Origin of the sequence: Microbacterium kribbense (genome assembly GCF_039537285.1) — a bacterium.
Lineage (GTDB): Bacteria > Actinomycetota > Actinomycetes > Actinomycetales > Microbacteriaceae > Microbacterium > Microbacterium kribbense.
Window position 1 is genome coordinate 19,110 of record NZ_BAABAF010000001.1, and the last position, 12,936, is coordinate 32,045.

Below are 12,936 nucleotides of genomic sequence, written 5' to 3' on the forward strand. Positions count from 1 at the left end.
TCAGTTGTCGTTCACAGCAGTGCGCGATAGCGGGCTATCGACTGCGGTTGCCGCTTCGGGCGTACCGGACCGTTGCTCGCCGGCATTTCCGGCCACGGTATTTCGCACCGAATCGGCACCCTCGTCGCTCGACTCGCGGGCAGCCGCGGACTCGGAGGTGAGGTAATAGGACCCGTACGACCGAGGAAGTCTCGCCCGCTTCTCGCGATTAGCGACAGTTCCGAGCAAGACCGCACCGTTCGAGGCCAGTGCTGCGCCGGCTTCAGCGATCAGAGCACGGCGCGACCTTCCGATCAGCGCGAGAAGGACGACACCGTCCGCCTGCGCGCCCAAGACCGATGCGTCCGCGAGGGCGAGAGCAGGTGGCGTGTCGATGACCACGATATCCGCCTGGTCGGCGAGCGTGCGGACGATGCCGGCCAACGCCCGCTCGGCCAGCAGATCGGCAGGCTCATCGACGCTGTGGCCGGGGGGCAGCGTACGCAAGCCATGATGGGCAGTCGGCTGCAGCGCCGCCTCGACTCGCTCGTGGTCGATCCGTTCACCATCTGTGGCAGCGGTGAGCAGCCCCGCCAGGCCCTCACCGCGCATGGCACCCGGGAAGTACAGGTCCAACTCCGGACGTCTCAGATCACCACCGACCAGGATTACGGTGCGTCCCGCTCGCGCCCACGACACAGCGAGGTTCGACGATACGAAGGTCTTTCCGTCCCCCGGCTCCACGCTGGTGATCGCGACAACACCCTTGCCCGAGGGCAGGAGAACTTGAATGCTCGTGCGCAACGAGCGGATCGCTTCGCTGAGTGCCGTGCGGCGTATATCGGCCGCGGGCAGTCGTACAACGTGCCGCTTCACCCGGCGATCGTTGGGCAGCGCGATCAGCGTCGGCACGCCGCTGATCTTGCTGAGCCCGGCGGGATCATGCAAGCGGTCATCGAATCGATCCCGGACGAGGGCGATGCCGATTCCGGCGAGCAGACCGCAAAGCAACGCGAACCCGACCACAACGAGGGTGCTCGGGTTCGTCGATGCGCCCGGGGAAGCACTCGAGATGACGGTGGCAGAGGGCCCTGCCAATTGTAGGGACGAGATGGCGGAGTTGAGAGCGCTGATCGTCGAGACGGCGTCTCCCAGGTTCGCCTGTATGACGGCATCGCCCGGACTCCTCGCCAGCTGGGTCGAGTACGCCGTAGCTTGCTTCTCAGCGTCGGCCTTGCGGGCCTGGAGCGTCTTCAGGGTAGTGGCGACAACGTCATCAAGCGTCGCTGAATAGACTGACACGACCGCCTTTGCCTGGCGCTGCGCCTGTATCGGCGTCGGCGCATGCGCTGTCACGACCACGGTCAGCGTGACTGTCGAGCTCAGCTGAGACTGCCCGACATCGGCGGTGATGCTGCCCTCCAACGAGCTCTCCGCTACGCCGAGCGCCGTCGCGGAAGGTGCCAGAATCCGCGAACTGCTGATGATCGAGGGGTCGACGTCAACCGGGACGCCGGCCAGCACTCCGGTCGAAACGCCCTGCGACATGACCGGGCTGATCCGCGTCGTAGCGGTCGATTTGTAGTCGGGGGTGAGTCGACCGAGATAGAGAACCCCTATGACGGCAGCCACCGCCACCGCTCCGATGATGATCCATTTGCGGCGCCACAGCGCCTCCATCACCTCAAGAAGCGTCACGAATTCCCCGTCACTCGTCTGGACACAGTACGGCTATCACGATAGCGTGACCGGCGGGTATGGCTCCTGGTCATCTGCTGTGACTCTGAGCAATATGAGACATCGCGTCGATGACGGCCGCCATCTGACCCACCCGGACCGACCAGTCTGGTACCTCGGTGGGAGCCATATCGGTCACCGGCCTGGCCATCGCGTCTGCAAGCCGATCGGCGAAGGCAGGGGCCGCGACGATCTCGACACCGCCTCGTCCGTCAAAGTCCCGAAAGCCCGCAACCGGCGTGGACACGATAGGGCGGCCGACGGCAAGGTACTCATACAGCTTGATCGGATCGAGGCTGTCGGTGAAGGCGGTGACGACGTGCGGGACGATCAGCGTGTGCGCATGCTGCAGATACGCCGGCACCGCAAGGTATTCGCGTGCGCCGAGCAGGCTGACGCCTGGCGCAGTGCGCAGCCGGCGCGAGTTCGCGGCGGTCAGCGCGTCAGGTCCGACCAGCAGAACCTCGGCTCCGAACTGGGCCAATCGACGGCCGCAGTCCACCACCAGATCCACGTCGAGGCGGTCTTCGTGCAATGTCCCGACGTAGACGGCATAGCGACGCCGCGACGCATCGGCAGGGCGATCCGCCGGTGTCCGGTATCTGGCGACGTCGACTGCATTGGGGACCAGCACTGCATCGGGTCGCGCACCGCGCCGTGACTGAAGCAACGCAGACGAGCACACCACGACTGCCGCGCAGCGCTCGAGCAGCCGACGCTCGTTGGCGACCAGCCGATCGTGCTCGCGATGCGGTCGTTCTGCGGCGATCCAGTCATCGGTCATGTCATACAGCGCCGGTGCACCCGACGGCTCGACCAGACTCGCCCAATTCGGATCATTGATCCACAGCACCGGCTGGCGCACACCGGTGCGACGCATGGCGCGTCGCACACCGGCACGCAGCATCCCATCAGCAAACGGCCCCGCCACCCGCGGCATCCACTTTGTCGGCTGGAACAGTGTCAGTCGAGCGTCGTACCCGGGAACCGTTCGCAACCCCGCGCCGGTTCGCGGACGTCGTCCGTTCAGAGCGTCATTCACCACATCACGCCCCGGTTCGATGAACAGCACCCGCAGTGAATCGTCGGCGCGGAGCAGCCCGTCCACCAGATATTGGTTGCGTCGCCAGACCCCGTCCCACGGTTCGAGTGAGAACACCACGAGATGCCTCATTCGACCACGCGCCGGTAGATCGCGATCGTGCGATCGATCTGAGCGGCGATGCTGAACTGCTCGCGCTGTGCCTGCTGCAGCTGGGCGCCGTACGCGTCGCGCAACCCGGGGTCGCTAATGAGCCGATTGATCTGCAAAGCGGCGGCAACGGCATCATCCGGTTCGAACAGCGCCGCCCCCGGTACCGCCCCCACTGTCTCCAGATGCCCTCCACTGCGCGCCGCTACCACTGGGAGTGCGTGCGCCATCGCCTCCAGAACCGAAAGACCCAGCCCCTCCCGGGGTGTGGGTGCGATGAGAACTCCCGCGCGTGCCATGCGCTGATCCAGATCCGTGCACAGCCCGAGGAAGCGCACCGAATCGGTGACGTTCAGCTCGGCGCTGAGCTGCTCGAGGCTTCGGCGTTGCGAACCGGCACCGGCAATGTCCAGTCGCCATCCGGTGGCTGCGGCACCCGATGCTGCCCAGGCCCGCACAGCGAGCGCCGTATGCTTCTCGGGCTCGAGCCGCTGTGCGACCAGCGCCACCGGTTCGCGTTCCCGACGCGGCGGCATTGCGGAATTCTCGACCCCAGTATGGACGACATCGCTCGCACCATCGATGGATCGTGCAACGAAACGGGAGATGGCGATCTGTGCCCGCAGCCCGCGCCGAACGAAGCCTGCGGCGGCGCGGGACGGCAGGGAACTGCCGCGCGGTGCACCGAAGTGCCGGGTGCTGATGTGCGCCACCCGACGTGCGCGCCGCCGATACACCGCGCCGACCAGATCCGCTTCGGTCATATGCGTATTGACGACGTCCGGCCGATCGACGCCGCGCAGAGAGCGCCACGCCTGGATGATCGAGTCACCGGGCAGGACCGTCACATCCAGTCCGTCGAGCTGGCGTCGCATGTCGCCTGCCGCTCCGCCGATCACTGTGACCCGCAGCCCCTGCTCGCACAGCCCCCGTGCTGTCGTGGCTATATAGCGCTCGACGCCTGCGAATCCGTCGGAGCACACAACATGCACAATATGAATGATCACACCCCACTTCGTCGAAGGTACACAGGGGTGCCCGATCCCATTCCCTGCGCATCTGCCCGCGCCCGCGCGCGGTCGTGCTCCAGCGCCCCGATGCACAGGCCGGCGATGATCCACAGCCAAGAAGACTGGCCTGCCACCCAGTACAGGTCGAATTGCGCCTGAACGATACGCGAGATCACGACCGCCGCCCCGACGGTGCCGTATGCGGGGTCGATCCGCCATAGCGTGATGATCCCCACGACGAACATGATGGCGAAGCCGATGAGCCCGACCACACCCACAGAAGAGAGCACCTCGAGCTCGGCGTTCGGGGGCTGGAACCCCCCGCCGAATCTTCCGGTGTACCACCAGCGCAGCCCCACGCCGAACCAGGGCGAGTTCTGCCAGATCGCGATGGACTGGTCGTACCAGTCCAGGCGCTGATAAGCGGAGTTGAATCGGTCGTCGGATGCGAGCTGATCACCGACGAGTTGCAGCACGCCGATGGCGATGGGAATCGCGGCCAGCCACGGCAGCTTCGGGAACCGTCCGGTTTCGGGGTTGCGCCGCATCGCGACGACCACAAGACCCGCAGCGAGACCGATCATCGCCTGCCGGGACTGCGAAGCGAGCACCCCGACGCCGCACAGGACGATCGCACTCCAGGCCCACACTGGTGCAATCGAGTACCACTTCGGCCGACCGTAGAGAATCACGATCCCTCCGGCCAGTGCGCTTCCAATCAGATTCTTGTGCAGTTCGGGCAGATACACGGGGCCGAAGCTTCCGGTCTGCGCCAGCAGACCCATCCCGGTGATGATGGTGACGATCGCGACGCCCACGCAACCGAGGATGTAGAGCTGCGTCGCCAGGCGCGCCCGGCCCAGTCTGCCGACGGCGAATCCGACGGCGAGACTGCCCAGGACGAGCACGGCCTCATGAACCCATTCGATGATGTTCTGTGAGTAGGGATTGAGGATCGTGGTCGGCAACGCGGCAGCCAGATACGCCGCACCGCCCCAGAACAGTGGCGCCATCGACCGCATCTCGCCGCCCCGCACCAGGATGATTGCCAGGATCGTGGCGCCGGCGAGCACGACGTCTGAGATGCTCAGCAGACCACCGACCCGCGCCATGAGCAATGTCGCCGGAAGTGCGAACACCGGCAGAAGCGTCGGGTCGACGACCAGCACGCCGATTGTGAAGACGCCGAACGCGACCAACAGTGCGGTGTCGGGGCTCCCTGCACTGAGCACGCCGACGATCGCCGCGACAGCGACCACGACCACAGCCGTCAGCGCGCGCGCCCATCCCCGCGTGGCGGCGTCCGCCACCCATCCCCACACACGGGTCAGTCTACGGATTCTGCGCGGCTCCGCGGGTCGGCACCCTGCCCTAGCATGGCGTCATGCGCATCGGGATGTCGGCCTACCGGTTCAATCAGCAGGGCGGCATCGAGCGCGCATCCTACGAACTCGCCCGTCAGCTGTCCGCGCAGGGCGAAGACGTCACGCTGCTCGCCGAGGACGTCGACCCCGCACCGGAGCAGCCGCTGTCCTGGCAGCGCGTCACCATGCCTCGCGTGCCCGGCTTCCTCATCCCTGGCGTGTACCCGGGCCGCGCAACCCGGGCGCTGCGGGATCACGGGTTCGATATTCTCCACAATCAGGGGGGATGCGCGCTGCGGCAGCAGGATGTGATCACCGCGCACAGCTGCCACCGGGCATGGTGGAAGATGAAGCTCGCCCACGGCGAGAAGGCCCGGGCGCTGCTGAACCCGCACCACCGCGTCGTGTTGCACATGGAGCGTCTGAACTACCGTCCCGGCGCGTACTCTCGGGTGATCGCGGTCTCCGGCGGCGTCGGCCGTGAAGTCACCGCGCATTACGACGTCCCCGCCGACCGAATCCGGGTCATCCCGAACGCCGTGGACATCGCCCGCTTCCAGCCCGCAGACGCCGCCGCACGCCGTGCACGTGTGCGCGCACAGCATGGCATCGATCGCGATGACGTCGTGCTGCTGTGGGTGGGCAAGGAGTTTCGCCGAAAGGGCCTGGCGCCGCTCATCTCGGCTCTGCCGCACCTACCCCCCCATGCGAAGGCCCTCGTCATCGGCGGCGACGACCGGGCCCCGTATCAGGCGCTGGCAAAGCGGCTCGGCGTAGGCAGCCGCGTCATCTTCGCGGGCCACTCGTCGCACGTGGAGGACTATTTCACCGGCGGCGACATCTTCGTCTTTCCCACCCTTTACGAGGCGTTCGCGCTGGTCACGCTCGAGGCTGCGGCGGCAGGGCTGCCGCTGGTCACGACGCGTGTCAACGGCACCGAGGACTTCGTCGTCGAGGGCCAGAACGGAATGTTCATCGAACGGGACTCGGCGTCGATCGCGCGCACGCTGCGTCCGCTGGTGGACAGCGCCGAACTGCGGGGCCGCATGGCAGACGCAGCGCGGCACGCCGTCGCCGGTTACACGTGGGATGCCGTGGCTCGGCGAACCCGGGAAGTATACGAGGAGGTGCTGGCCGAGCGGACGGCACGACCTGGGCGCTGATGCTGCCCGCCTGAGTGGAGTCAGAGGCCGCCGACCTCGTCAAGCACGTCGCGGAGTGCGCCCCACGCCCACCCCCAGTCATGGGCGAGCGCTCGGGAGCGTGCCGCCGCACCCAGTTCGGCGCGCAACCCGACATCGTCCGCGAGCCGCGTCAGCACTTCGGCCAGCTCCGCCGGCCGGTCCGGTTCGAAGAGCATGCCGGCGTCGCCGAGTGCCTGTGGGATGCCACCGCGGCGAGCGGCCACCACCGGCAGCCCCGTGGCGAGCCCTTCGCCGACGGTCAGGGTCAGCGGTTCCCGCCATCGCGAGGGCACGACGAGGATGTCAGCCTCGCGCAGCAGCTGCGGCATCCGGTCACGACCGACAAATGGCTGGAAGCGCACATCACCGGCGACCGACTCGGCGAGCGCGCGCAGCCGACGCTCATACGGCGACAGCGGGGCGGTGGAGTCGAAGCCGTGGCTGCCGACGATGATGTACTCCGTATCACTCAGCTTCGCCTGTGCGGCGGCGGCGAGCAGGATGTCAGCGCCCTTGTCCGCCGACATCCGTCCGACGAACATCACCCGCACGGGGCCGGCGGCCCGCTGTCTCGCGGGGGTGAACTGCTCGGTGTCCACGCCGTTGACCACCGTGCACACACGCGCGCGCATCGATAGCGGCACCTGTTCGCGGACTTGGGCGGCGAGGTCGTCGCTCACGCAGATGACCGCTGCGACACCGCCGAGCGCCCGCGCCGCCTCGCGCCGCGAGTAGCTGCGCAGGATGTCGTTGTGCGCATAGAGGACGACGCGATGCGCCTGGTCTCGCACCAAGGGCACGAGGGCGGGAGCATTGTGTGCCAGCACGATCCCCGGCGCGCGGTCGCGTATCACGTCGGCCGCCGGGCGGAAGTATGCCCGGACCCCCGAACGGGGCAGGCCGAGGCGCCCCAGCGCCACGTCGGCCAGTCGCCTACGCATACCCGGCGCGGAAACACCAGGGTAGGCGACCGGGTCGGCCGAGTCGTATCGCGGCTGATAGGTGTCTTCCTGCACAACGACCCGCTGCGGGTAGCGGGCACTGTCGCCCGCGGCGCGCGCAGCACGGGCGAGACCGTCCACAACGGTGGGGATGGCGGAGCCGGTGCGTGGTGAGAAATGGTCGCCCGGCGTGATGACGTGGTAGACGGGGAGAGCATCGAATGGCACCCTCGGCCCATCGCTTGCGGGCCCCGTCACGGCTTGGGCCGATTCATCGCGCGGCCGAGTGAACGCCCCAGGCCGCTGAGCCCCCGCGGGGCGACACGCAGCGCCCACCACAGCTCTGATATCGCGGCCGCCGCCCTGCGCCGGCCGGGCAGCGCCTGCACGGCACGCCACGCACTCCACCACGCATAGCGGTCGTTCTTGAGTCGGCTCTCATCGAGCGCGTCGACCAGTGCCCGATCACCACGCTCGAGCGCTGCCCAGCGGTGCAGTGCGAGAACTTGTCCGATTCCGGCGAACACGACGCGGTGCCGCCGAGTGGTGTTCCCGGCATGCGCGCGGTAGTCGACAAGCGTCCGCGGGACGAACGCGAACGGCCCGCATTCGGCCAGGCGAAGGATCAGGTCGAGGTCCTCCGCGAACCGGATGCGCGAGTGGAATCCGCCGACCGTCCTGAACGCTTCGGCACGCACGACGATGTTGGGCAGGATGATGCCCGTGGCGCGCCGCGCGACGTCGAACCGGCCGTGCACCGCCGTCTGGTCGGCTTCGACGAGGGTGTGGCCGGCTGCGTCGATCGTGCGCATTCCGCAATAGGCGAGCACGGCCGACGGCTCCGCGCGCAGCGCGTCCACTGCCATGGCCAGCCGGTCCCGATCCCATCGATCGTCGTCGTCGAGGAAGGCGAGGAGCTCGCCTGTGGCACGCGCGACACCTGAGTTGCGGGCCACGCTCGGACCGGACGGCGACAGCCGCCGGAGTGTCGCGCCGGCGTGCGCGGCGAGGCCGGCGATCTCGTCTGCGACGGGTGACGCGTCGTCGACGATGATCAGTTCGACGGCCGGATACGTCTGGGCGATCACCGAGTCCAAGGCCTCCCGAAGGAAGGGGCCGGACCGGTTCGTCGCCACGACGACACTGACCAGGGGAGGTGCAGAGGTCATGCGCTGATGCTATCCACCTCGGCCCGAACGCCGAGCGTCGCATAGACGGCGCGATACGCCGCCGCGACGTTCTCCCAGGAGTATGCCCGGCACCGCGCGGCCCCGGCCGCCGCCAGCGCGCGCATGCCGTCCGGGTCCGCGACCACTTGGGTCAGCACGGCAGCGAAAGCACCACTGTCCGATGCATCGACCACGATGCCGTCGACGCCGTCGCGGATCAATTCTGCAGGGCCCTCGCCGGCACCGGCGATCACGGGGATCCCGGCCCGCCATCCTTCCAGCACGACGATCCCGAACGCCTCCACCCGACTGGGCACCGCGAGCGCCAGCGCACCCGAGGCCACCGCGACGATCTCGCCACGGTCCAGTCGCCCGGTGAACACGACCCGGCCGGCGACGCCCTCCGCGGCTGCCAGGGCAGTCAACGACGCACGCTCGGGCCCGTCCCCGGCCAGCACGATCCCCACATCCGGCGGCAGCCCGGCGCGTGCGAACGCCCGCAGCAGCAGGTCGAAGCCCTTCGTGTGCACAAGGCGGCCGATGCCGAGCACGTACCGGGCCGGCAGTGCGGGCGGCATCGCCCCTGCGCGCTCGGTCAAGTCGACTCCGTTCCCGATGACCGTCGCCCGTCCACTCGCCAGCGCGAATCGCGCGTGGAGATCGTCGAGCACCGACGCCGAAACGCCGGTCACGGCATCTGCCCGTCGCAGCGCCTTCCGCAGCGCGGTGCGCAGCAGCGCAGAGGTGCCGAACGCATCGTGCGCATCGCCGCGGGTCTCACCATGACTGGTGATGACGAGCCGCCGCCCCTGCGCTGCTCCCAGCGCCCACACCCCATTGGGGCCGAAACAGTGCACATGCATCACTCGTGGCCTATCACGCAGCAGTGCGCTCGCCCAGCGCACGAGAGCCAACGGGCCACGCCACGCGAAGGACATGACCGAGGTAGCGGTGCGCGCGGGCAGTGGGCAGGGCAACGTGCGCACCGTGATGCCATCGACCACGTCCGGCGATCGCTCCCCGTGCTCGACAGTCCATACGACGACGCTCAGCCCCTGTCGCAGCAGGTGCCGAGCGACGTTCCGCACGTGCTCCTCAACGCCCCCGACGTGCGGCAGATAGGAGCTGGTGATCAGTGCGACGTCGACCATGTCCCCCGCTCTCGATAGAGTCTCACAGACGGTACGGTGCCGCCGAATCGCATGAGGAGACGACGTGTCATTCAGTATCGCATTCGCGACCTCGGCGACATCGACTCCGATGGGGCAGCAGGTCTACGAGGAGGAGCTGATAGCCCGTGCGCAGACCGTGCTGGGCCCCACGGCGAAGGTCACCCGCACCATCGCCCGATCGCTGCGTTCCGAGCTCCCCGGCACTGTGCGACTGCCGGCGTGGCTGACAGCTCGCGCACCGACCAGCATCCGCCGCATGGCCGGAGCCGCACTGTACCGAGGCGCGGACGTCGTGCACCGGATGGGGCTGGGCATGCCACCGGCGCATGTGCCCGAGGTCATCACGGTGCACGACACCATCGCCTGGCGGTTCGATGATGAATCCCGGCCCGAGCCCTTCGTCGCGGCCGAGCTGCGCCGGGCGGCCGCCGTGATCACGCCGTCGCAGTCGTCTGCCGACGACATCGCCGAGCTGTTCGCGCCGCCTCACGTGCAGGTCATCCCCAATGGCGTCGATATCCGGTTCTACGACGCACCTGCACTCCCCGACGCATCCCTGCGCGGACTGGGAATCACCGGTCCGTTCGTCTTGCACATGGGCGGAGCCAGCAGGCGCAAGAACCTGGAAGGTCTCGCCGAAGCATGGAAGACGATCTCACACGCGCGCCCTGACGTCAGCCTCGTGCTCTGCGGCCCGGATCACCCCCGCCGCACCGACCTGTTCGCGCGCCTGCCGCGCACCGTCCTGGTCGGTCGTCTTGCCGCCGATCTCATCCCCGGTCTGGCCGCCGCGGCATCGGTCGTCGTAGTGCCATCGCTCTATGAAGGGTTCGGCCTGCCCGCATTGGAGGCGATGGCAGTAGGTACCCCGGTCGTGGCGGCACGGACCAGTTCGCTGCCTGAAGTCATCCAGGACGGGGGGACGCTGGTCGACCCGACTCCCGACGGCATCGCCGAAGGCGTGGTCTGGGCGCTGACCGGCGACAGCGTGATCAATCAGCAGGTGAGCCGTGGTCGCGCGCGCGCCGTGAAGTTCACGTGGGAGCGCAGTGCGGCCGCGCATGCCGAGGTCTGGAGGGCGGCAGCCGCGGAAGGCCGATGAGGCCAGCCACCCGCGCATCCGATAGATTCGTCAACATGGGTCAAGTGGATGGTCCCGCTGTCTCCGTGTCGGGTCTGGGGAAGACGTACCGACTAGGGGCGGCAGGGGAGAGGCAGTCGACGGCTGCCGCGGCCGCGGTGCAGTGGCTGCGAAACACCGGGCGCCAGCGCTACACCATGTTCGATGCCCTCGACGACGTGACCTTCGAGGTGCCCCGTGGCGAGGCCGTCGGCATCGTGGGGCGCAACGGCGCAGGAAAGTCGACGCTGCTCAAGCTTCTGACCCGGGTGACCGCTCCCTCGCGCGGGCGCATCGAGCTGAACGGTCGGCTCGGCTCGCTTCTGGAAGTCGGGACCGGTTTCCATCCGGAGCTGACCGGGCAGGAGAACATCTACCTCAACGGAGCGATCCTGGGGATGACGCGCGGCGAGATCCGCCGTCGGTACGACGAGATCGTCGCATTCTCCGGTATCGAGAAATTCCTCGCGACGCCCGTCAAGCGCTATTCGTCCGGCATGTATGTACGGCTGGCGTTCTCGGTCGCCGCACACCTGGACACCGAGATCCTCGCCATCGACGAGGTGCTCGCCGTCGGCGATGCGGAGTTCCAGCGCCGCTCGCTCGCGAAGATGCGCGAGGCCGCCCAGGGCGGCCGCACCGTGCTCTATGTCAGCCATCAGCTGCAGACGGTGCAGGCACTGTGCACGTCGGCGATGCTCCTGGACCGCGGCCACCTGGTCTACACGGGCACGGTGGACGGGACCCTCGAGGCGTATCGGAACAGCTTCGAAAGCTTCGCTCTCACGCAGGGCGACCCGTCGAACCGAGCGGGCAACGGCCGGCTACGCCTCGAGACGGTGTCAATGGACGACGAGTTCGTCAAGTCCGGCGAGGACGTCGTCATCGACTTCACCGCCCCGGCATCGAAGAATCTGATCGGCACTTATTTCGTCTCTGCGCACATCAACAATGACCAGGGTTCCGTCATCGCGCAGTGCGACTCGCGCCTGGTCGGCAAGTGGTTCGATCCCGCCGAAGTGCAGTCGGGCCGACTGATCATCCGCGACCTGTGGCTGAAGCCCGGTCAGTACACCGTCGACGTGTACGTGTGCCAGGCCGGCGTGCTGGACGCGTGGGAGGGCGCATGGCGATTCGAGGTCCTACCCGATCTGCCCTATCCGGAGTTCACCGAGTCGTCAGGGACCGAAAAGGGTCTCGTGTTCGTCAACTTCGATTATGAGGGGGTGTGACATGGAACATGAGATAGAGCACACCGTCATCACCCCTCCGGGTCGGCTCAACCTGCCGCAGTGGGGGGAACTCTGGCGCGCGCGCGAAGTAGCCGTCCGTCTGGCCCAGCGCGACATCATCGTCCGGTATCGCCAGACGATCTTCGGCTTCAGCTGGGTCATCCTCCAGCCGCTGGTCACTGCCGGCATCTTCACGATCGTCTTCGGAGTGATCGCCGGGTTGTCCACGGGCGGCGTGCCCACTTTCGTGTTCACACTCTCCGCAATGCTCGCGTGGAATCTGTTCAATGGGGCGCTGGGGCGAGCGTCATCATCGATGGTCAGCAACCAGTCTCTGGTGCAGAAGGTCTTCTTCCCGCGACTGCTCGTGCCCATCTCGAGCCTCGCTTCGATTGCCGTGGACTTCCTCGTCGGGTTCGTGCTCTTGGTCATCCTGCTCTTCGTCTTCGGGCTCAACCCGGGGTGGGCCATGCTCCTGGTTCCGGTCTGGATGGTCCTCATCCTGATGCTCGGGCTCGGCTTCGGCCTTATGGCCGCGGCCTACCTGGTGAAGTATCGGGATGTCGGCTACGTGCTCCCGTGGGTCCTGCAGGTGCTGATGTACGCGAGCCCGCTCGCATATGCACTGTCGGCGGTCCCCCAGAGCCTGCGGTGGCTTTTCGAGATCAATCCGGTGACCTGGTTCCTGGAAGCGTTCCGGTGGTCGACCCTGGGCACGCCCATGCCACCTGCCTGGCAGATCATCGCGATCGTGGTGGCGGCACCTCTTGTCTTCTTGTTCGGGATGCTGGTCTTCCAGAAGAACGAGCGCGAGTTCGCGGACTACATCTGATGCG

The 12,936-nt window shown here is 67.5% G+C and carries 11 protein-coding genes; 4 read left to right on the forward strand and 7 right to left on the reverse strand.

Features of this window, described 5'->3' with window-relative positions:
- The 4 genes from ABD705_RS00085 to ABD705_RS00100 form a co-directional block, all read right to left on the reverse strand.
- A complete protein-coding gene (locus ABD705_RS00085; protein ID WP_344779284.1) occupies positions 1-1,677 on the reverse strand; it encodes a polysaccharide biosynthesis tyrosine autokinase in 1,677 nt (558 codons plus the stop codon).
- Positions 1,678-1,747: 70 nt separating this feature from the next.
- Entirely contained in the window at positions 1,748-2,878 is a 1,131-nt protein-coding gene (locus tag ABD705_RS00090) for a glycosyltransferase (RefSeq protein ID WP_344779285.1), read from the reverse strand.
- 8 nt (positions 2,879-2,886) lie between these two features.
- A complete protein-coding gene (locus ABD705_RS00095) occupies positions 2,887-4,029 on the reverse strand; it encodes a glycosyltransferase family 4 protein (protein ID WP_344779286.1) in 1,143 nt (380 codons plus the stop codon).
- On the reverse strand, positions 3,912-5,240 hold the full coding sequence (locus ABD705_RS00100) for an O-antigen ligase family protein (protein ID WP_344779287.1): 1,329 nt from the start codon (positions 5,238-5,240) through the stop codon (positions 3,912-3,914). Before ABD705_RS00100 ends, ABD705_RS00095 begins: the two co-directional genes overlap by 118 nt.
- A gap of 62 nt (positions 5,241-5,302) precedes the next feature.
- Here ABD705_RS00100 and ABD705_RS00105 point away from each other — a divergent pair, with 62 nt between their 5' ends.
- Positions 5,303-6,445, forward strand: a complete 1,143-nt coding sequence (locus ABD705_RS00105) for a glycosyltransferase family 4 protein (protein ID WP_344779288.1) — start codon at positions 5,303-5,305, stop codon at positions 6,443-6,445.
- Positions 6,446-6,465: 20 nt separating this feature from the next.
- Here ABD705_RS00105 and ABD705_RS00110 read toward each other — a convergent pair whose 3' ends face one another.
- The 3 genes from ABD705_RS00110 to ABD705_RS00120 are packed head-to-tail and all read right to left on the reverse strand — an operon-like array spanning position 6,466 to position 9,727.
- Positions 6,466-7,635 (reverse strand): glycosyltransferase family 4 protein, encoded by a 1,170-nt coding sequence (locus tag ABD705_RS00110; RefSeq protein WP_344779289.1) that lies wholly within the window; start codon positions 7,633-7,635, stop codon positions 6,466-6,468.
- 26 nt (positions 7,636-7,661) lie between these two features.
- Positions 7,662-8,576: a glycosyltransferase gene (locus tag ABD705_RS00115; RefSeq protein WP_344779290.1), complete on the reverse strand. Its 915-nt coding sequence runs from the start codon at positions 8,574-8,576 to the stop codon at positions 7,662-7,664.
- Positions 8,573-9,727 carry a glycosyltransferase family 4 protein gene (locus ABD705_RS00120; protein WP_344779291.1) on the reverse strand — a complete coding sequence of 385 codons (1,155 nt, stop codon included), beginning with the start codon at positions 9,725-9,727 and terminating at the stop codon, positions 8,573-8,575. The genes ABD705_RS00115 and ABD705_RS00120 overlap by 4 nt, the downstream gene beginning before the upstream one ends.
- Before the next feature lie 64 nt (positions 9,728-9,791).
- Between ABD705_RS00120 and ABD705_RS00125 the strand changes: the two genes are divergently transcribed.
- From ABD705_RS00125 to ABD705_RS00135, 3 genes are all read left to right on the forward strand, one after another.
- Complete coding sequence (locus tag ABD705_RS00125) at positions 9,792-10,850, forward strand: glycosyltransferase family 4 protein (RefSeq protein ID WP_344779292.1); 1,059 nt, start codon at positions 9,792-9,794, stop codon at positions 10,848-10,850.
- Between the two features lie 176 nt (positions 10,851-11,026).
- Entirely contained in the window at positions 11,027-12,100 is a 1,074-nt protein-coding gene (locus ABD705_RS00130) for an ABC transporter ATP-binding protein (protein WP_344779293.1), read from the forward strand.
- 1 nt (position 12,101) lies between these two features.
- Positions 12,102-12,932 (forward strand): ABC transporter permease, encoded by an 831-nt coding sequence (locus tag ABD705_RS00135; RefSeq protein ID WP_344779294.1) that lies wholly within the window; start codon positions 12,102-12,104, stop codon positions 12,930-12,932.
- Positions 12,933-12,936: the final 4 nt, after the last annotated feature.

What these genes read in the sequence shown, in the direction of transcription:
- ABD705_RS00115 (WP_344779290.1), bottom strand. Translation starts at nt 8,576, where the DNA reads ATGACCTCTGCACCTCCCCTGGTCAGTGTCGTCGTGGCGACGAACCGG.
- ABD705_RS00135 (WP_344779294.1), top strand. Translation starts at nt 12,102, where the DNA reads ATGGAACATGAGATAGAGCACACCGTCATCACCCCTCCGGGTCGGCTC.
- ABD705_RS00105 (WP_344779288.1), top strand. Translation starts at nt 5,303, where the DNA reads ATGCGCATCGGGATGTCGGCCTACCGGTTCAATCAGCAGGGCGGCATC.
- ABD705_RS00120 (WP_344779291.1), bottom strand. Translation starts at nt 9,727, where the DNA reads ATGGTCGACGTCGCACTGATCACCAGCTCCTATCTGCCGCACGTCGGG.
- ABD705_RS00130 (WP_344779293.1), top strand. Translation starts at nt 11,027, where the DNA reads ATGTTCGATGCCCTCGACGACGTGACCTTCGAGGTGCCCCGTGGCGAG.